The sequence below is a fragment of the Fibrella rubiginis genome, assembly GCF_017353185.1.
GTDB lineage: Bacteria > Bacteroidota > Bacteroidia > Cytophagales > Spirosomataceae > Fibrella > Fibrella rubiginis.
The window spans coordinates 216,181-234,306 of record NZ_JAFMYV010000002.1 but is presented as its reverse complement, the minus strand read 5'-3'; the positions used below and the strand labels follow the sequence as shown (position 1 = coordinate 234,306).

At 52.9% G+C, this 18,126-nt stretch carries 16 protein-coding genes; 10 read left to right on the top strand and 6 right to left on the bottom strand.

Annotated features, from left to right (window positions below):
• The first annotated feature begins 12 nt into the window (after positions 1 to 12).
• The 9 genes from J2I47_RS04435 to J2I47_RS04395 all read left to right on the top strand — a co-directional run bounded on the left by J2I47_RS04435 (position 13) and on the right by J2I47_RS04395 (position 11,842).
• The gene (locus J2I47_RS04435) at positions 13 to 237 is read left to right on the top strand and encodes a hypothetical protein (protein ID WP_207363353.1); all 225 of its coding nucleotides are present in this window, start codon (positions 13 to 15) and stop codon (positions 235 to 237) included.
• On the top strand, positions 230 to 2,959 hold the full coding sequence (locus tag J2I47_RS04430) for a sensor histidine kinase (RefSeq protein ID WP_207363352.1): 2,730 nt from the start codon (positions 230 to 232) through the stop codon (positions 2,957 to 2,959). Before J2I47_RS04435 ends, J2I47_RS04430 begins: the two co-directional genes overlap by 8 nt.
• Before the next feature lie 15 nt (positions 2,960 to 2,974).
• Positions 2,975 to 3,343, top strand: coding sequence for a response regulator transcription factor (locus J2I47_RS04425; RefSeq protein ID WP_207363351.1), 369 nt, complete (start codon positions 2,975 to 2,977; stop codon positions 3,341 to 3,343).
• A 10-nt stretch (positions 3,344 to 3,353) separates the two neighbouring features.
• Complete coding sequence (locus J2I47_RS04420; protein WP_207363350.1) at positions 3,354 to 5,267, top strand: AMP-binding protein; 1,914 nt, start codon at positions 3,354 to 3,356, stop codon at positions 5,265 to 5,267.
• Between the two features lie 193 nt (positions 5,268 to 5,460).
• Complete coding sequence (acs, locus tag J2I47_RS04415; protein ID WP_207363349.1) at positions 5,461 to 7,353, top strand: acetate--CoA ligase; 1,893 nt, start codon at positions 5,461 to 5,463, stop codon at positions 7,351 to 7,353.
• A gap of 260 nt (positions 7,354 to 7,613) precedes the next feature.
• Positions 7,614 to 9,317 (top strand): hypothetical protein, encoded by a 1,704-nt coding sequence (locus tag J2I47_RS04410; protein WP_207363348.1) that lies wholly within the window; start codon positions 7,614 to 7,616, stop codon positions 9,315 to 9,317.
• A 287-nt stretch (positions 9,318 to 9,604) separates the two neighbouring features.
• Positions 9,605 to 10,249, top strand: coding sequence for a hypothetical protein (locus tag J2I47_RS04405; protein WP_207363347.1), 645 nt, complete (start codon positions 9,605 to 9,607; stop codon positions 10,247 to 10,249).
• A 74-nt stretch (positions 10,250 to 10,323) separates the two neighbouring features.
• A complete protein-coding gene (locus J2I47_RS04400) occupies positions 10,324 to 10,899 on the top strand; it encodes a Uma2 family endonuclease (protein WP_207363346.1) in 576 nt (191 codons plus the stop codon).
• Between the two features lie 55 nt (positions 10,900 to 10,954).
• Entirely contained in the window at positions 10,955 to 11,842 is an 888-nt protein-coding gene (locus J2I47_RS04395) for an AlbA family DNA-binding domain-containing protein (protein WP_207363345.1), read from the top strand.
• Between the two features lie 139 nt (positions 11,843 to 11,981).
• Here the strand turns inward: J2I47_RS04395 and J2I47_RS04390 are convergent, their stop codons facing one another.
• The 6 genes from J2I47_RS04390 to J2I47_RS04370 form a co-directional block, all read right to left on the bottom strand.
• Entirely contained in the window at positions 11,982 to 12,464 is a 483-nt protein-coding gene (locus J2I47_RS04390; protein WP_207363344.1) for a DUF4442 domain-containing protein, read from the bottom strand.
• 14 nt (positions 12,465 to 12,478) lie between these two features.
• Complete coding sequence (locus J2I47_RS04385; RefSeq protein ID WP_207363343.1) at positions 12,479 to 13,300, bottom strand: RNA polymerase sigma factor; 822 nt, start codon at positions 13,298 to 13,300, stop codon at positions 12,479 to 12,481.
• A gap of 6 nt (positions 13,301 to 13,306) precedes the next feature.
• Entirely contained in the window at positions 13,307 to 14,002 is a 696-nt protein-coding gene (locus J2I47_RS04380) for a hypothetical protein (RefSeq protein ID WP_207363342.1), read from the bottom strand.
• Positions 14,003 to 14,154: 152 nt separating this feature from the next.
• Positions 14,155 to 15,339: an ATP-binding protein gene (locus J2I47_RS04375; RefSeq protein ID WP_207363341.1), complete on the bottom strand. Its 1,185-nt coding sequence runs from the start codon at positions 15,337 to 15,339 to the stop codon at positions 14,155 to 14,157.
• Between the two features lie 114 nt (positions 15,340 to 15,453).
• Positions 15,454 to 15,585 carry an MFS transporter small subunit gene (locus J2I47_RS26750; protein ID WP_262898998.1) on the bottom strand — a complete coding sequence of 44 codons (132 nt, stop codon included), beginning with the start codon at positions 15,583 to 15,585 and terminating at the stop codon, positions 15,454 to 15,456.
• 12 nt (positions 15,586 to 15,597) lie between these two features.
• On the bottom strand, positions 15,598 to 17,013 hold the full coding sequence (locus tag J2I47_RS04370; protein ID WP_207363340.1) for an L-lactate MFS transporter: 1,416 nt from the start codon (positions 17,011 to 17,013) through the stop codon (positions 15,598 to 15,600).
• Between the two features lie 170 nt (positions 17,014 to 17,183).
• Between J2I47_RS04370 and fdhD the strand changes: the two genes are divergently transcribed.
• Positions 17,184 to 18,050: a formate dehydrogenase accessory sulfurtransferase FdhD gene (fdhD, locus tag J2I47_RS04365; protein ID WP_207363339.1), complete on the top strand. Its 867-nt coding sequence runs from the start codon at positions 17,184 to 17,186 to the stop codon at positions 18,048 to 18,050.
• Positions 18,051 to 18,126: the final 76 nt, after the last annotated feature.

Genomic DNA, 18,126 nt, shown 5'->3' with positions numbered 1-18,126 from the left:
CCCTCTCTTTCCATGAAATCCACGCGCCTTTTTCTGCTTAGCTTGGTGTTCCTGCTCCTGTTTACCGAACCGATGATCTCGCTGGTAAACGGGCAACGGATGGTGTGGGGGGTACCCGCTTTATACGTCTATGTGTTCGTTGCCTGGGCACTGATGATAGGGGTGTTGGTCTTCGTAATTCATCGCTCCCACCCCGGACGTGGGACCGCCGCCGACGATTCCGTTTCTGATGAGTAGTCTGACCCTGATCATCTGCTCGCTGTGCTATCTGAGCACGCTGTTTCTGATAGCCAACTGGGCCGAAAGCCGAAGCCGACGGGGCCGCAGTTCGGTCAACAATCCCTACGTATACGCCTTGTCGATGGCGGTTTATTGCACCGCCTGGACATTTTACGGCAGCGTGAGCAAAGCCACCACCGACGGTATCGACTTCCTCGCGGTTTATATCGGCCCTACGTTATCGGCGCCGTTATGGTGGCTGGTGACGCGCAAGATCATCCGCATCTGCAAGGTGCAGCGCATTACCAGTATTGCCGACTTTATTTCCGCCCGATACGGCAAAAACCGCGGTTTGGGTGTGCTGGTGACGCTTTTTTGCGTAGTAGGCATCATCCCCTACATCTCTATTCAGATCAAAGCCATTGCCGGCAGCTTCGCCCTGCTCACGAATCAGTCGGGCACCGTTTCTTCGCCTACGTTCCTCAGCGACCGGGCGTTCTACGTTACCCTACTTCTCGCCATTTTCGCCATCCTGTTTGGCACCCGCAAGTTCGAAGCCACCGAACGCCACGAAGGTATGGTCACCGCCATTGCCTTTGAATCGATCATCAAGCTGGTCTCATTCGTGGCCGTGGGAGCTTACATCACCTTTGGCCTTTTTAACGGTCCCACCGACATTTTTGCGCGGGCCGCCCGGCTACCCGCCCTGAGCCAGAATTTCGGTTTCGATTCAGTACACTCATCCGGCGACTGGTTTTGGCACTGTCTGCTGGGTGGACTGGCCATTTTGTTTCTACCCCGGCAGTTTCAGGTGGCCGTGGTCGAAAACGTCGACGAAAAACATCTGAACAAGGCCATGTGGCTCTTTCCGCTCTATTTGCTGCTGATCAATCTGTTTGTCTTGCCGCTGGCGTTTGGGGGTGCCCTGCTGCTGGGGACGGGGGCTAATGCCGACGGTTTTCTTATCACCCTGCCGTTGCAACATGGCCAGCATGGCCTGGCCTTGCTGGCCTACATAGGCGGTTTTTCGGCGGCTACGAGCATGATTATCGTGGAAACGACGGCCCTAAGCGTGATGATCAGCAACAACGTGGTGATGCCCCTGTTTTTGGCTCGTCCCCGCTGGCGTGAACGTTACGGTGCCTCCATGAGCGGGTTTGTGATCAACGTGCGGCGGCTGGCCATGCTGGGGCTGCTCTGCCTGGCCTACGTCTACTACCGGCAGGTGGCCAATCGCCTCTCGCTGGTGTCGGTGGGGATGATCTCGTTTGCGGCGGTAGCGCAATTTGCCCCCGCCATGCTGGGCGGTATTTTCTGGAAAAGAGGCACCCAGCAAGGTGCGCGACTGGGGTTACTGGCCGGCGGAGCGGTCTGGTTCTACACCCTGATCATACCCACGCTAGTGCCGATGTTACTCCCCGCTTCTTTGCTCACCGACGGCCCATTTGGCATTGGATGGCTTAACCCGCAGGCACTCATGGGGCTAACCACCTACGATGCCATCGCCCATTCGATGTTCTGGTCTATGGTAGCCAACGTAGGCGGCTACGTGTGGGGGTCGCTGGGTCAGCCGCAATCAGCATTAGACCATAACCAGGCCGTACTGTTTGTGGATGTGTTTACCTATGCCAAAACCGACGACAGTTCGGTGGTTTGGAAAGGCAAAGCCTTGTTGGCAGACCTGCAACGCCTACTCACCACTTTTTTTGGTGCTCCGCAAGCCAACCGCCTGTTAGAGCGCTATGGTCGGCGCAATCCGCAGGTAGCTACCCTGCCCTACGCACCACCGCAACTGGTTGCCAACGCCGAACGATTGCTGGCAGGAGCCGTTGGGGCAGCCTCAGCCCGCATCCTGGTGTCGTCAGTGGCTGAAGAAGAACCCATTGCCATCGACGAAGTGATCCGGATTCTGAAAACGTCGCAGGAGTTGAAGCAGGTGAATAAAGAGTTGACTCGCAAGTCGACGGAGTTGCAGCACCTGACCGAGCGGCTAAGCGAGGCCAATCATAAGCTTCAGATGGCCGATCAGCAGAAAGACGATTTCCTGGCCACCATCACCCATGAAATCCGCAGCCCTATCACGTCGATCCGGGCATTGTCTGAAATCCTGTTCGACGATGATACGGTTGACCACGACACGCGGCGGCAATTCTTGGGCACGATGATCAAAGAATCGGAGCGGTTGTCGCGGTTGGTAAACCAGGTGCTCGATCTGGAACGCATTGAATCGGGCAAGCAAAAACTCTCTCTTACGCCGCTGACCATCAGTAGCTTAATTCGCGATGCCGTCGATTCGGTTACGCCACTAGCCACGGCCAAATATATTTCAATCAATGTGCAGACGAACTGCCGGGAGCTAACCGTGCTGGCCGATGCCGACTGGCTGATGCAGGTGATGATCAATCTCATCTCGAACGCCATTAAATTCAGCACCAACGGAGCGGCACCGATTCTGCTAGAGGCCACCTGCCAAACCGATATTTGCGTGGTAAGCGTAACCGATCAGGGCATTGGTATTGACCCGCAATTCCACGAACTGATTTTCGAAAAATTTTACCAGACCCGACTGGCCCACAACTATACTCCCGCTACCGATCTGCGTAAGCCCATCGGGAGTGGTTTGGGGTTAGCCATTTCAAAACGAATCATTGACCTGCATGGTGGCAACCTGTCGGTAAGTAGCCAGCCCGGAATCGGGTCAACATTCACCTTTCAATTACCTTTACTCAACACTACATGACTCAACATACCACTCATGGCTACCAAAATCCTCATTGCTGACGATGAACCCAACATCCTTTTATCACTTGAATTTCTGATGAAAAAGCAGGGCTATCACGTCCTGATTGCCCGCGACGGCGGCGAAGCGTATGAATTAATCGTAGCCGAAAAACCCGATGTGCTGCTGCTCGACGTAATGATGCCCCGCATGAACGGCTACGAACTTTGTCAGTTTGTGAAAACCACCGAAGGCTACAAGCATGCCCGCGTGGTGTTTCTAAGCGCCAAAAGCAAAGAGGCGGATGTCCAGAAAGGTTACGATGCCGGTGCTGACCTCTATCTGCCCAAACCGTTTTCAACCCGCGAGTTGGTAGCCAAAGTAGGCGAACTAACCACACCCTAATCAGCAACCCATGATTGCCTCTCCCGTCTTAACCGATCAGTATCAGCGTAGCCTTAGCGACCCCGAAGGCTTTTGGGCCGAACAGGCCGGGGCCATTCCCTGGATCCGCAAGCCGGGTCGTATTCGCTCAACAGACCGCGACGGGCTGCATCATTGGTTTACGGGTGGTAAGCTTAATACCTGCTATGCCGCTATTGATCACCATGTTGGGCATGGCCGGGGTGAACAGATCGCGCTGATATACGACTCGCCCATGACAGGCGTGGTTCGCCGCATCAGCTACCGCGAACTGCAGCAGGAGGTGGCCCGGCTGGCGGGGGCGTTGCGGGCGCAGGGCGTTGGCGCGGGTGACCGGGTCATCATCTACATGCCCATGCTATGCGAAACGGCGTTTGCTATGCTGGCCTGCGCCCGGCTGGGGGCGGTGCATTCCGTCGTTTTTGGCGGCTTCGCTCCCCGTGAACTGGCCATCCGCATTGACGATGCCGAGCCGAAAGTAGTACTCACGGCGTCTTGCGGACTGGAATTTGACCGCGTCATTCCCTACAAACCCCTGCTCGACGAGGCCCTGCAACTAGCCACCCATCAGCCCACGCGCTGCCTGTTGCTGCAACGGCCACAATGTCCCGCTGAGCTCGACACAACACTATACAGTGATTGGCAAACCGTTGTCGATGAGGCCGAACCCGCTGATTGTGTGACGGTTGCGGCCACTGATCCGCTGTATATCCTCTACACCTCCGGCACAACGGGTAAGCCCAAGGGTATTGTCCGCGACAACGGCGGGCATGCCGTAGCGCTGGCCTACAGCATGAAAGCAGTGTATAATCTGGAACCCGGACAAGTGATGTTCACGGCTTCGGATTTTGGTTGGGCGGTGGGGCACAGCTATTCCGTATATGGTCCGCTGATTTACGGCTGCACGTCGGTCATTCTGGAGGGCAAACCCGTCCGCACCCCCGACGCCGGTACGTTCTGGCGCATCGTGCAGGACCACAAGGTCAACGTGCTGTTTACGGCCCCGACCGCCTTCCGCGCCATTCGGAAAGAAGACCCCGAAGCCGCGTTGAGCAAACAGTATGACCTGTCGTCGTTACAGGCCGTTTTTGTGGCGGGCGAACGTTGCGACCCCGCCACGCTGGCCTGGCTGCAACGCATCACGGGTGTGCCGGTGGTAGATCATTGGTGGCAAACCGAATCGGGCTGGCCGATGGTGGCCAATCAGTTGGGCATCGAACCATTGCCCGTCAAACCCGGCTCACCCACCAAGCCCGTCTGCGGCTACGATTTGCAGATTCTGGGTGAAGACGGGACCCAACTGGGGCCAAACGAGGAAGGCTACGTCTGCCTCAGGCTGCCCCTGCCCCCCGGCTGCCTGCCCACGCTCTGGCGCGACACACCCCGCTTCCGCAACGCTTACCTCACCCGCTTCCCAGGCTACTACCTCTCCGGCGATGGCGGCTACATCGATGATGACGGCTACGTATTCATTACGGGCCGCGTCGACGACGTGATCAACGTGGCCGGGCACCGCCTCTCAACGGGCGACATGGAAGAGTTGGTGAGCAGTCACCCCGCCGTGGCTGAGTGCGCCGTAGTGGGTGTTGCCTGTCCGTTACGCGGTCAGCGGCCCGTCGGCTTTGTGGTGTTGAAAGATGGACAAACCATTACGGGTGAGGCTATTGAAGGCGAGCTAATTACCCTCATCCGCGACAATATTGGTGCGGTAGCCTGGTTTCGCAACGCACTGTTGGTGAAGCGTTTACCCAAGACACGGTCCGGCAAAATTCTGCGCAAGACCATCCGCCAGCTTGCCGACGGTGAATCGTTTGAGGTCCCTCCCACCATTGACGACCCGCTTATTCTGAACGAAATCCGGGCACTGCTGGCCGCACGAAAAGTAGGCATCGCGTTTGAGAGATAAGTCGATCTACCCCTACTGGCGAAGCCCCGTACCACGGACTTCAGTCCGTATTAGTTATGTATGGTTACGGACTGAAGTCCGTGGTACATGGCTTCCCGACCAAAATTCAATCAATTTTGACCTGGTCAGCGAGAAGTAAACGGTACCAATGCCCGTACTTTTAGCACCCATTAATCATCCCTTTTCTTTACCCATGCGTATCCGAACCTTTGCCGAATACCAGTTGGCCTACGAACAGAGCGTGAACGACCCCGAAGCCTTCTGGGCCGAAGTAGCGCAGAACTTTCACTGGCGCAAGCCCTGGACCAAAACCCTGCAGTGGAACTTCGAGGAACCCAACATCAAGTGGTTTTCGGGCGGCAAACTCAACATCACCGAAAACGTACTGGACCGGCACCTGACCACCCGTCCCAACCAGCCCGCCATCATCTGGGAACCCAACGACCCCGCCGAGCCGAGTGTGACGCTGACCTACAAGATGCTGCACGACTACGTCTGCCGGTTTGCCAATGTGCTCAAGCGCAACGGCGTCAGGAAAGGTGATCGTGTCTGTATCTACATGCCGATGGTACCCGAACTGGCCGTGGCCGTGCTGGCCTGCGCCCGCGTGGGGGCCATTCATTCGGTCGTTTTCGGCGGGTTTTCTGCCCAGAGTATTGCCGACCGCATCAACGACGCCGCCTGTTCGGTAGTCATCACCTCCGACGGAGCCGTACGGGGCAACAAGACGATCCCGATGAAAGACACCGTCGACGACGCGCTGATTGGCTGTCCCACGGTGCAGCGGGTGATCGTGATGACCCACACCCGCACCCCCGTAGCCATGCGCAAAGGCCGCGACGTGTGGTGGGAAACCGAAATGAAGCAGGTCACGAGCGACTGTCCCGCCGAAGAGATGGACGCCGAAGATCCGCTGTTCATCCTCTACACGTCGGGCAGTACCGGCAAACCCAAGGGCGTGGTACACACCTGCGGCGGCTACATGGTCTACGCGCAATACAGCTTCGAGAACGTGTTTCAGGTCGAACCCGGCGACATCCATTTCTGCACCGCCGACGTGGGTTGGATCACCGGCCACAGCTACATCGTGTATGGTCCGCTTCTGGCAGGGAGCACGTCGGTCATTTTCGAGGGCATCCCCACCTGGCCCGACGCGGGGCGTTTCTGGGATGTGGTCGACCGGCACAAAGTCACGATTCTGTACACCGCCCCCACGGCCATCCGGTCGCTGATGGGCTTCGGGCTGGACCCGCTCAAGAACAAAGACCTGCGTAGCCTGCGCGTGTTAGGCTCGGTGGGTGAACCCATCAACGAAGAAGCCTGGCACTGGTACGACGAAAACGTGGGCAAGCACAAATGCCCGATTGTAGACACCTGGTGGCAAACCGAAACCGGCGGCATCCTGATTTCGCCGCTGGCGGGTATTACCAAAACCAAGCCCACCTTCGCCACGCTACCCCTGCCGGGCGTGCAACCCCTGCTGGTGGATGAGGCGGGTAAGGAAATCGAGGGCAACGGCGTAAGTGGCAACCTGTGCATCCGCTTCCCATGGCCGGGCATTCTGCGCACCACCTGGGGCGACCACGAGCGCTGCCGCCAAACCTACTTCTCGACCTACCCCGGCCTTTACTTCACCGGCGACGGCTGCCTGCGCGACGAAGACGGCTACTACCGCATCACGGGTCGCGTCGACGACGTGCTCAACGTGTCGGGCCACCGCATCGGCACGGCTGAGGTGGAAAACGCCATCAACATGCACACGGGCGTGGTGGAAAGCGCCGTGGTAGGCTACCCCCACGACATCAAGGGGCAGGGCATCTACGCCTATGTGATCACCGAAAGCGACACTGCCCACGAAGCTGACCTCATGCGCCGCGACATTCTGGCTACCGTCAGCCGCGTGATCGGACCCATCGCCAAACCCGATAAGATTCAGTTTGTGAGCGGCTTACCCAAAACGCGTTCCGGCAAAATCATGCGCCGCATCCTGCGCAAAATCGCCGAAGGAGACACGTCCAACATGGGCGATACCAGCACGCTCCTGGACCCCGCCGTGGTCGATGCGATCAAGGCGGGGGCGGTATAGCTTATTACTTTGGATGTACTTAATTCAGGATGAATAGCCCTTCAACAGGCTCAGGGTGACACAAGTACGTAGTATTCATATAATTAACTTCGGTATTACCACTACGTACCTGTCACCCTGAGCCTGTCGAAGGGCTACGCGTCAGCATTTTTTTACAAGAAAGCCTTGTTCGTGTAGATACGCATCTTTCAAGAAAAACTGGTATTCGTTATGTATTACTGGTTATTTATTCATCCACGTAGGATAATCATTAATTAGCCATGCTCCACATCATTGGGAACACATCCTTGCTACTGGCAGTTGGGTTGCTCACTGCCTGCACGACTCAACACAAGTTTGCCAAAGCGAACCGGATTGAAGCTGGGTACATGACCCAATATATGAACGACAGCCTGAATTTGTCTATTCTATATAATGGTGATTACACGTTCAATAAAAAGAAAAGTAAACTGCCAAAAATTATTAAAAATAATGACAAATACAAATTGATTAATAGAGAAGGAAAAGTTTTGTTTTCAGCAAAAAGTAATATCAGCCCTAACTTTCGAAGTATTGGATTTTTACTACGTAATCGTAAGCCTGTAAGTAATTATATTGCAGATGGTTATATTAAAACTGGCGATTCTATTTATACTAGGCTAGAAATTGATAGTCTCGGTATCAACTATTTAATTAAAACTCCAAAAAGTGATGTATTAATTTATAACACATTTGTCGAAGCGGAAAATGTTGACGATACTCAGACATCCCTAAAAGAATCACTGTTAAACGAGTTTACGGCAATTTTTAAAAGTGTGACTTTTAATTCGTCGGGTGCTAAGGTCATCAAAAACGATCCCTTCCAGACGGCAGTTTTGGCTTACATCGGTAACGACGGTATTGGTAATTACTTGAAGCCTTTGCGCCTTCTATTGGCTATGGAACAGCAGTACGATAGCAGTGCTATTGCCTACAAAGGAGCCTACTTACAAAGCATCGTGACATGCCTGTCGTTTGTTGGCGACACAAAAAAACAGGTCCATTTCCAACAAAAAATAAGGGGCGATACTAATAGTTTTCTAATAGAACTAACTGATTATGAACGTGTCGGCGGTGAGAAAGAATTAATTGACCGGTGCAGATCAGAGCAGGTAGTTATGTTCAATGAAGCGCATTCTGCACCTGCTCACCGACGGTTGGTTGCGCAACTGTTGCCTGCGTTGTACAAAGTGGGTTTCCGTTATCTGGCTTTGGAAGCACTAGGCGAGAAAGGGAGCGAATTGATGAAGCGGGGCTATCCGCTCATGAGCACCGGTTTCTACACCCGCGAACCGCATATGGCCAATCTGATTCGGATTGCCATCAAACTAGGTTTTACGCTAGTAGATTATGAAGATGAATTAGAAGAGGGGGAGGGACGCCGGGAGATTAATCAGGCGAAGAATCTGCAAAAAAGAATATTTATAAAAGATCCATCTGCCAAGTTACTTGTCTTGGCTGGTCATTCGCATATTGACGAACTTACCGATGGGAAACGCTGGCTGGCAGCGGAATTTAAACGACTGACAAAAATAGATCCGTTAACCATCAATCAATCCGATTTTGATGGAGCAACTGCTAACCAGCCAACGGACACGCTCTCTGTGTTAAAGCCAAAACACACGCCCAATAAAAATGATCTTTATCTAATTAATAATTCGTTAAAATACCTCACTGTTTTTTTAGGCACCAATTCGCCCTATGTTACCGTTGAGTTGACGCATCCAGCCCCGCCGCCTGCGGGATACGTGGTTCAGATTTACCCAGCCAATGAGTTTGCCGCCGATGCTGATGCGGTGCCCTGCTACGTACAACGAGTAGATGATTTGCAGCCCTTATCTGTATCTCTGCCAGAAAACACATACACCGTTTTGTTTGTGACTGACAGGGCGGTACCCCTGAAAAAGCAACTTAACGTTAGCAACGGAAATTTTCGAATTGAGTAGTAATGAAGACAGAGCTTTCTTACCAAAACCGTTAGGGTTCGTTTTGCCTATTTTTTTAGGAGAATTACTGACGCGTAGCTCTTTGACAAGCTCAGCATTTTTTTATAAGAAAACCTGATGGTTTACCTAATTAGTGACGAGGCAGGTACTGGAACCGTCCGTAAGAAAATGTATCATACGAACATTACCCCCTGCGCTACCTAATTCTCAATTGACCGTTGCTGAGTTGTTCAACTAACGTGCTGTCTCTGGTGTCGCAAGCCAGTTTGGTGGTCTATCTTTGCCTTATGGAATCAAGGAAAGAGCAGTTAGGGTTTGATTCGGTGGCGTTGGCGAAGGCGTTTGCTATTCAGCGGTTTGAAGCCAACGAGCCGGGCGAACTGATGACCCGGTGGCTACAGGCTCAGTATGAGCTGACTGCCGAAGAAACCAAACTGTTGCACGATCTACATGCTAAAGCGCAGGTCGAAGGTGACTATTGGAATGAGGAAGAGCTAAAGATCAACCTGATTGGTTTTCTCTTTTACCTGTCCCGAATTGAAGAACCGAAGCGCATCAAGGTTTTCTATGAACGGAGAATGTCAGCTAAGATTAACGGCTATAGTTTAGCCGTCATTTGTGACTGCATGGTGGCTACCCCGCTTTTCAACGCTCCGGGTTATCCTTATTTTTTCTTACAGGAATACAAGAAAAGCCGTGGTGACAAGGTAGATCCGGAAGCTCAGGTGCTCACCGCTATGCTGATCGCTCAGGCCCAGAACGACGATACCAAGCCGGTGTATGGCAGCTATGTGCTGGGTACGAATTTGTACTTCACCGTCCTGCACGGGCAGCAGTACTACCACAGTCGCAAGTATGATTTGCTCCGCCTTGAAGACTTGACACAGTTTGTGTTCAGCATCCGAAAGCTGAAAGAGTTTATAACAGAATAGACTAGGCACAAGACGCCGGGCAGGAACGTCTGGTGTTTTCATTATCTTTGGTAATCAACGCAAGCCAGTCAGTTATGATCGCCGACATTCAGCATAGCACTTACGGGGTCGCCAGATATGCCGGGCAACGCATGTCGAAAGAAGATTTCCTGCGCTGGGAATCGGACGACAACTATGTCTACGAATTCGACAATGGCTTATTGATACCCACCACCTCAATGAGACAGGACGAAAACCAGTTAGTTGCCAACCTTGAAAATTGTTTTTTTACAACTCAATACTTCCGCGAAGGAGGACGTCTGAGAGCTGAAATGGACGTCTGGCTTACCGACAAACAGCTACGCCGCCCCGATGTAGCGTACTATTCGGCTGAGCAACAGCGTGATATGATAAATGGCAACCGCGTTATTCCTGCTTTTGTCATCGAGTTTGGCTCAGTATCCGATACAGAATCGGTTAGCGTTCAAAAACGCCACGAGTACTTCGACGCTGGAGTTGAAGTTATTTGGTGGGTGTTTCCGATTTATAAAGAAGTAGTTGTTTACACATCACCCATAAGCATGACGGGCCGCCAGGGAACTGATCTATTATCGGCAGCACCTGCGCTACCTGATTTTCAATTGACCGTTGCCGAGTTGTTCGTAATTTAGAAACCATACATTTACATAATCGAGCCATTGCCTATAATAAATAAACAACCACACCATGAAGATAAATCTATATAATTTCAATATAAATCAGATCCCGCAAGAAGAGGATGACTATCATGAATTCAAATCGAGTTTAATAGAAAAAGAGCTAGCAGATAAGTTATGCAAGGCTGTTTCCGGTTTTGCCAATGCTGGAGGAGGATTATTTATTGTAGGCATTAACGATAAAACAGGAAATGCCGATGGAGGAATATTAAGGTCAAAAGGTCAAAAAACGCAAGAAGGACAGCCTATAAAAGATTGGGTAGATACTGTGATTAGCAAAATAGAACCTATTCCCAAATATGAAATTATTTTACTTGATGAAGTCTATGATCGTGGATTTTTACATGATGATCGAGTGGTAATGGTTATTGCTGTAGAAGAGAGTTTTATTGGACCTCACATGTTTGACTATAAGTACTATATAAGAGCTGGAAGGCATACTGTGCCTGCAAGACATTTTATTGTTGAGGCTATTCGCGCGAAGCGTTTTCTTTCTAAACCTTCGCTGAGTCATATATTTAGACTCAAACCGAAGAATGACCAAATTCTACAGTTAGGACTAGTGGCCATAAATGATAGTCCTGCCATTGACATCATGTTGTCACTTGAGCCGTTACCTCAACATTTGAAGAAATATGGAAGTGAATTTCCTATTCATATTCCTATAATTGATCGTAACAATCCGTATTATCTTGATGTCGCACTTTATAACGATTGTGAGACATCATTTGGGCACAATACTATTCTTAAGCTTGAGTACGAAGATCCTTTCAGTAACAAATATAAGATTGAGAAAATTGTTGGTGTAAAGTCTGCTCCCCCTGTCAATATTGGAAGCGACGAAATAAAAAAGGCTCTTGAAGAGATAGTTAAAGCGATAACACAACTTAAACAATAAGTATTTGTCCCTCGCAGGTAATTGTACCTATTCAAAAAAGTAATCACGATTTGTTTAGTTACTACTCAGTTCATCTTTTAGATAATCTTTTGAGGTTATTACTATTAAACCGTCCGGCGTTTTTTATTACCCCATTGCCTTACCGCACGGGCATCCAGACCCATACGGCCTGGCAGTGGGCTACTTCGGTGCCGGTTTCGTCGGTGATGGGGCTGGTCAGGGTTAGTTCGCCCCGTTCGGTCTGGCCGATGTGGGTTGCCCCTTCGCTGGTCAGCGTAGCCGTGGCCCGGATGCCGCCCTGTGCCCGTCGACGGTAGTCAATCGTAACCGTTTTAGCGACCACCACCTGGTTGTCGGCGAGGTTGGCACCGATTACCAATGCCATGGCGCTTTCGGCAGTGGTGTAGATGCCGCCCGCCTGAATGCCACCCCAGCCATTTTGCACGGCAGCCACGTTGGGCAAATACAACTGGCAATGATGGGCTTCGTATACCTCAAACACCACACCCAACGTACCCAGCATCGGGATGATCCGCTGCATGGTGGTGGTGAGCGCGGGGGTACGGGCCTCAACGGGCAGGGTAGCGAGGTGTTGCCTGAGTTGATCAAATCGGTTTGTCATGGGCCAGGGTTGGTTTAGGGAAGCAAACTCTCAAAAAGCTGATCGATTTCCTGTCGTATCTGGAATGGACTCTGCCGGAAAAGCTCACTCATGGCAAGTTGAATGGTATCGCTGACGGTTTCACGACGCGTTGCCAATACCTGCTCAATAGTCTGCACATAATGGCGATTAAATAGCAACCGATCTTTATCAACAACGCCTTGCTGGATCATTACCCTTGCTTTTTTGGGGCAGCGGCAGGGGTTGCGTGGGTCAACAAGGCCGCATTTACCCGAAACAAACTGACGAAGATCAGCCTTGGCGCGGTGGAGCCGTACCCGATAATTGCCCGGCGAGAGGCCAAACAAGGCCGCGCCCAGTTCATGGTCAGCGCCAAAAATGTCGCCGATGATGTAGAGCAGGCGTTGTTCGCGGGTCAGGCAGAGCAGCATGGCCGTAGAGCAAAGCACCCGCACCTCGTCGATCTCGGCTTCGTCGGCCTCGCGGTCCGGTGCGTCGTCGGGCAGCGTGCTCAGGTCGGCGGCCCGGTCGAGCCGCTGTTCGTAGCGGCGGGCCGGGCTGTTCAGGAAATGGTTGACCACAATTCGGTAGAGCCACGTCCGAAACTGGCTCTGCCCGGCAAACGTCTTCAGGCTCGTAACCACTTTAATCAGCACCTCCTGTGTAGCATCCAGCGCATCGTCGGGGTGAAGGAAAAGCCGCAGTGCTACGTTGAACACATAGTCCTGATGACGCTTTAACAATAGCTCCAGCGACCGCCGGTTGCCACCCACGGCCTCCGTCACCAGCGTCTCGTCGGGTGGGTTGGTCGGCACAGCCTGATGAAACGGATGCATAGCCTGCTATTGGTTAGTTGACAATACGGTTTCGTTGTTGAGCAAGGCCGGCGTTTTGTACCAGTCGTAGCGGCTTAGGTGCTGTTTGGCCACGAAAGACCTGGCCGATTCAGCTGAAGCAAACAGGAGTAAACCGCCCTGTTGCTGTCCCGATTCCCCAACAAGATACGTTCGCAATAAGCCATTCTGAGCGCTTAGGCACGCCTTTATCTGCTCCCCGTTCAACTCATGCACAAACACCGTGACGCAATCACCCTCGTGCTGCCGATAATTGAACGAGGGAGCCACGAAGGTAGCCACGCGCACAACCGGCAGGTAATCGACGGTTGGTCTGGCCTTTCGCTTTCGTTCCACGTCGGCGAACCAGGCAGGCGAATACCATTGCCGGGCCTGCCGTTCCGTATCCCACCAGTAGATGCCCCCGAAAAACGTGCCGTCGGGCCGGTCGATGCTGGAGAACGCTTTGAACCGCAGGCCATTAACTGACTGGTACGTAGGCAGTGCCTCGCGAAAGCCGCGCCGCAACAAAAAATCGAAGGCATACCAGGGCGCTTTCACCCGAACAATCGTGACCACCTGCCCCACCAAACGAGCCTCATTCTGCGTGGGCGGGACCGGGACATACGATGCGCATGACGGTTGCGCAGTAGCCAGCAGGGCCGCACCCGTCAGGGATAGTTGGAGCAATATAGACGTCGTCATACGTTGTGTTGATTGATTGACGACGCTTAGACCACCGTTTGGACAGGTGTTACAAAACGTCACGCTTCTCCTGCCGCTCAGCTGTCCAGTGCGAAGTTGACCAGCCCAACGCGCTTATAGTTCATGCCTGCAGTATGCGTTTTTCGCTCATGTCAGGCGGAAAGCTTGGCTAACTTTTCCATCATTTCTACCAGCGACATAGCCGTTACCCCGTTAGCCATCGGGTACGTTTCTTTTCCGGGGTAGACCACAAATCGCTCGGTGGCACCAATGTCCTCGCAACCCAGATGGAAGCCTTTCGAAACCGCCGGGCTTTGCGACCGCTTGATTTCAATAGCGTATTTCTTGTCTGAATTAAGGTCGATGACCAGGTCGATTTCTGCTCCTGCCGAGGTGCGATAAAACCAGGGTGTTATGCCTGCAGGTAAACACGACAGCAGGTTCTCGATCACGAACCCCTCCCAACTGGCGCCAACAACCGGATGGCCCAACACCTCGTCCAGCGTTGTGAGGTTGAGTAGTGCGTGGGTAAGTCCACTATCCCGGATATATACCTTAGGGGTTTTAACAAGCCGTTTTCCCAAATTACCCGACCATGGCCGGAGTGAGCGAATCAGCAACAGGTCTTCCAGTAGTTCAATATATCGTTTAGTCGTTACGGCTGATAAGTCGAGGTTGGCACCTAATTGTGCCATGTTCAATTGCCCACCCTGGTTGTGGGCCAGCATTGTCCACAGCCTACGCAGGGTTACAGCAGGAATTCGTGGGCCAAACTGGGGTACGTCCCGCTCCAGGTACGTGCCGATGAAATTTAACCGCCAACGGAAGCTGGCGGCAGCTGTCTTAGCCAGCAAACTATCGGGAAAACCGCCTCGTAGCCACAACGTATCCTGCTCAATGGGTAACAGACCGGCTATTTCTAATGCTGTAATTCCAGTCAACTCTTTGTAAGCAATTCGCCCTGCCAGTGATTCCGACGACTGTTTTAGCAGGTCAAGGGAAGCTGATCCCAGAATGAGAAATTGTCCGGTTTTAAAGCCTTTCCGTCGGCGACGGTCAATGACACCGCGCAGAATGGTGAACAGTTCAGGCACACGCTGAATTTCATCGAGGATAACCAGCTTGCCTACGTGAAGGTCAAAATACGCTTCAGGCTCGTAGAGCTTTGCCAGATCGGTGGGGCTTTCTAAATCCAGGTAAACAGGGTCGGGAGTCAGCACCGATGCGATGGCTTCGGCCAATGTAGTTTTGCCAATTTGACGCGGCCCTAATATTCCTACAGCCGGGAATTCGTCCAGCAACTGGCTTACCTCAGCTTTAACTGGTCGATCAATCATCCTTGCAAATCTAACATAAATTGTTAGATTTGCAAGGATGATTAGTTAGTCAAGGCAGCAAAAAGGCATCAGATGTCTACATCTGATGCCTTTTTGCTGAAACAAATTGAGCAGCTATTTAAACAGGGCCAGCGCCTTGATGAAAGTTTGCGAGATGCCCCACAGCAGCGGGATGGCCACCACGATCCAGGCGAGAGCAATCTGGACGGGTGATGTTGTGGGCGAGGGTGTTGATTGATTTTCCATGATCAGAATTGGTTAGGCAAGAACGGGTTTGGCTTCGGTTTCCTGGTATTTGGCATCTACGGGTTTCACCAGCAGGTTGCACACAAAACCCACCACCAGCAATGCCGCCATGATGTACATCGTCGTGTTGTAGGCACTGGCTTTGGCTACGCTTTCGGTGAGGCCCGCCGCTTTACCGCTGCTGATGTAATAATCGCGGAGTTGCGTTACAAGCGTGGGGCCGAGGATGGCTGCCGTGCTCCAGGCCGTTAACAGACGACCGTGGATAGCCCCCACCTGCAACGTACCAAACATGTCGCGGAGGTAGGCCGGGATGGTGGCGAAGCCCGCGCCATACATGGAGAGAATGATGCAAAAAAGCCCTACAAACAGGGCTGTGCTGCCCAAATTACCCGCCGTGGGTACCAGTGCGTAAAGCACAGCCCCCAGGCCGAGATAAATCATGTAGATGCGTTTGCGGCCCGTTTTGTCAGACAACGACGACCAGAAGAAGCGGCCCACGAGGTTAAACAAACTCAGCAAACCCACAAAGCCGGCGGCGGCTTCGGCGGTGATGCCCAGACCCGTGCCCCGACGGCCTTCCGAGAAAATCTCCTGAATCATGGGCGATGCCTGCGACAACACGCCGATACCCGCCGTGACGTTGAGGCATAAAACTGCCCACAACAGCCAGAATTGAGGGGTTTTGATGGCATTGTCGGCGGTAACGCTGGCGGTGGCAATCATCTGGTTACCCGTGTTGGCAACCGGTACCCAACCCGCCGGCTTCCAGTTGGGAGCAGGAACGCGGGCAATGACGGACCCGAAAATCATGAAGCAGAAGTAGATCGCGCCCATGGTCATCAGCGTTTCCGACACCCCCATCGAGGTAGGCGTTGCGTAGTGCTTCATGAGCGTCACGGCCAGCGGTGAGCCAATGAGCGCGCCACCGCCAAAGCCCATAATGGCGAGACCGGTAGCCATGCCGGGCCGGTCGGGAAACCATTTGATGAGCGTAGACACAGGCGAGATGTAGCCCAGGCCAAGCCCAATGCCCCCCAACACACCGTAGCCTCCCACAAACAGCGGCAGACTGTGGAGGTGTACACCCAGCGACGACAGGGCAAAACCACTGGCGAAAAACAGGGCCGAGCAGAGCATGGTTTTGCGCGGGCCACTACGCTCTACCCATTTGCCGAAGATGGCCGCCGAAATGCCCAGAAAGAAAAACGCCAGGTTGAACACCCAGACCGTGGCCGACAAACTCCAGTCGTCGGGGGCTGGCTCGGTAATGCCGATCAGCTTGGTTACGGGTATGTTGAAGACGCTAAGGCTGTAGGCCTGCCCGATGCACATGTGCACGGCCAGCGCGGCAGGCGGAAACAACCAGCGGTTGTAGCCAGGGCCGGCCACGGTATTGTCACGGTTCAGGAACGAAAGTGATGCCATTTATCAATTGATTTTAGGTGAATGCGTAACACGGAATTGACTAAACTGGCCCATTTTTTAACGGAATACTAATACGCCACGAAAACGGTAAAGCCATGTTCGGGTTTAACTTGTTAATACCCGATAACGACTGAAAGGCTTTGACCGCAGGAAAAAGCCTGGTCTCTATTATGCAACGTGTAGCCCCCATCACGATCCAGAAGGTTCGACAAACGGCAATTGACAACCCCCAACCCGATTTGCTGGCCGTGGAAGAGCCTATGGAGATCAGGCTGGGGTATGGCGAAGCTACCGACCGGCAGCAGCGTAGCATCTCCGTAACCATGCGTACACCGGGGCACGATTTCGAACTGGCCCTGGGGTTTCTTTTCACCGAAGGCATCATCCAGTCGCGGCAGCAGATCCACAGCATTCGTTACTGCACAGACCTGGGCCGACAGGAAGCCACAAACAACATTGTCCGGGTAGAATTGGCGCCCGACGTAGCCGTTGATCTGCGCAGTTCCGAGCGAAATTTCTATACCACCTCCAGTTGCGGCGTCTGCGGGAAAGCGTCTATCGATGCTGTCTGGAACACGGGTTGCCCTATTTTACCACCCGCTGAGGCGTTTGTTGACGCTGACGTGATTCACGCGTTACCCCAAAAACTCCGCGCCGCACAGGCCGTTTTTGAGCATACCGGAGGCCTTCATGCCGCCGCCATTTTCGATCAGAACGGCACCTTGTTGCTGCTGCGCGAAGACGTAGGGCGCCATAATGCGCTGGATAAAGTGATTGGTGCGGCGCTGCAACAGGGACTGGTACCCCTGCATAATTCGGTGCTTTTTTTAAGCGGTCGCATCAGTTTCGAGTTAGTACAAAAAGCCCTGATGGCTGGCATTCCGCTGGTGGCTGCCGTGGGCGCTCCGTCGAGTCTGGCCGTGCAGATGGGTCAGGACGTGGGCATGACGCTGCTGGGCTTTGTCCGGAACAATACATTCAATATTTATTCGGGTGCCGACCGAATTGTTATTCGGGAAGTCGCTCTGACAACGTAAAAACGTTGGATACCAGACGTTGGCCAAACAACAAAGCCACTGTCTGCTATCTCACGTCCAGTATCCAACCTCCAAT

Bases quoted from the DNA above. Each gene is read 5' to 3' on its own strand.
- J2I47_RS04370 (WP_207363340.1), bottom strand. From the start codon at position 17,013: ATGGCATCACTTTCGTTCCTGAACCGTGACAATACCGTGGCCGGCCCT.
- acs (WP_207363349.1), top strand. From the start codon at position 5,461: ATGCGTATCCGAACCTTTGCCGAATACCAGTTGGCCTACGAACAGAGC.
- J2I47_RS04420 (WP_207363350.1), top strand. From the start codon at position 3,354: ATGATTGCCTCTCCCGTCTTAACCGATCAGTATCAGCGTAGCCTTAGC.
- J2I47_RS04400 (WP_207363346.1), top strand. From the start codon at position 10,324: ATGATCGCCGACATTCAGCATAGCACTTACGGGGTCGCCAGATATGCC.
- J2I47_RS04390 (WP_207363344.1), bottom strand. From the start codon at position 12,464: ATGACAAACCGATTTGATCAACTCAGGCAACACCTCGCTACCCTGCCC.
- J2I47_RS04435 (WP_207363353.1), top strand. From the start codon at position 13: ATGAAATCCACGCGCCTTTTTCTGCTTAGCTTGGTGTTCCTGCTCCTG.
- J2I47_RS04425 (WP_207363351.1), top strand. From the start codon at position 2,975: ATGGCTACCAAAATCCTCATTGCTGACGATGAACCCAACATCCTTTTA.
- J2I47_RS04380 (WP_207363342.1), bottom strand. From the start codon at position 14,002: ATGACGACGTCTATATTGCTCCAACTATCCCTGACGGGTGCGGCCCTG.
- J2I47_RS26750 (WP_262898998.1), bottom strand. From the start codon at position 15,585: ATGGAAAATCAATCAACACCCTCGCCCACAACATCACCCGTCCAGATT.
- J2I47_RS04405 (WP_207363347.1), top strand. From the start codon at position 9,605: ATGGAATCAAGGAAAGAGCAGTTAGGGTTTGATTCGGTGGCGTTGGCG.
- J2I47_RS04385 (WP_207363343.1), bottom strand. From the start codon at position 13,300: ATGCATCCGTTTCATCAGGCTGTGCCGACCAACCCACCCGACGAGACG.
- J2I47_RS04410 (WP_207363348.1), top strand. From the start codon at position 7,614: ATGCTCCACATCATTGGGAACACATCCTTGCTACTGGCAGTTGGGTTG.
- fdhD (WP_207363339.1), top strand. From the start codon at position 17,184: ATGCAACGTGTAGCCCCCATCACGATCCAGAAGGTTCGACAAACGGCA.
- J2I47_RS04430 (WP_207363352.1), top strand. From the start codon at position 230: ATGAGTAGTCTGACCCTGATCATCTGCTCGCTGTGCTATCTGAGCACG.
- J2I47_RS04395 (WP_207363345.1), top strand. From the start codon at position 10,955: ATGAAGATAAATCTATATAATTTCAATATAAATCAGATCCCGCAAGAA.
- J2I47_RS04375 (WP_207363341.1), bottom strand. From the start codon at position 15,339: ATGATTGATCGACCAGTTAAAGCTGAGGTAAGCCAGTTGCTGGACGAA.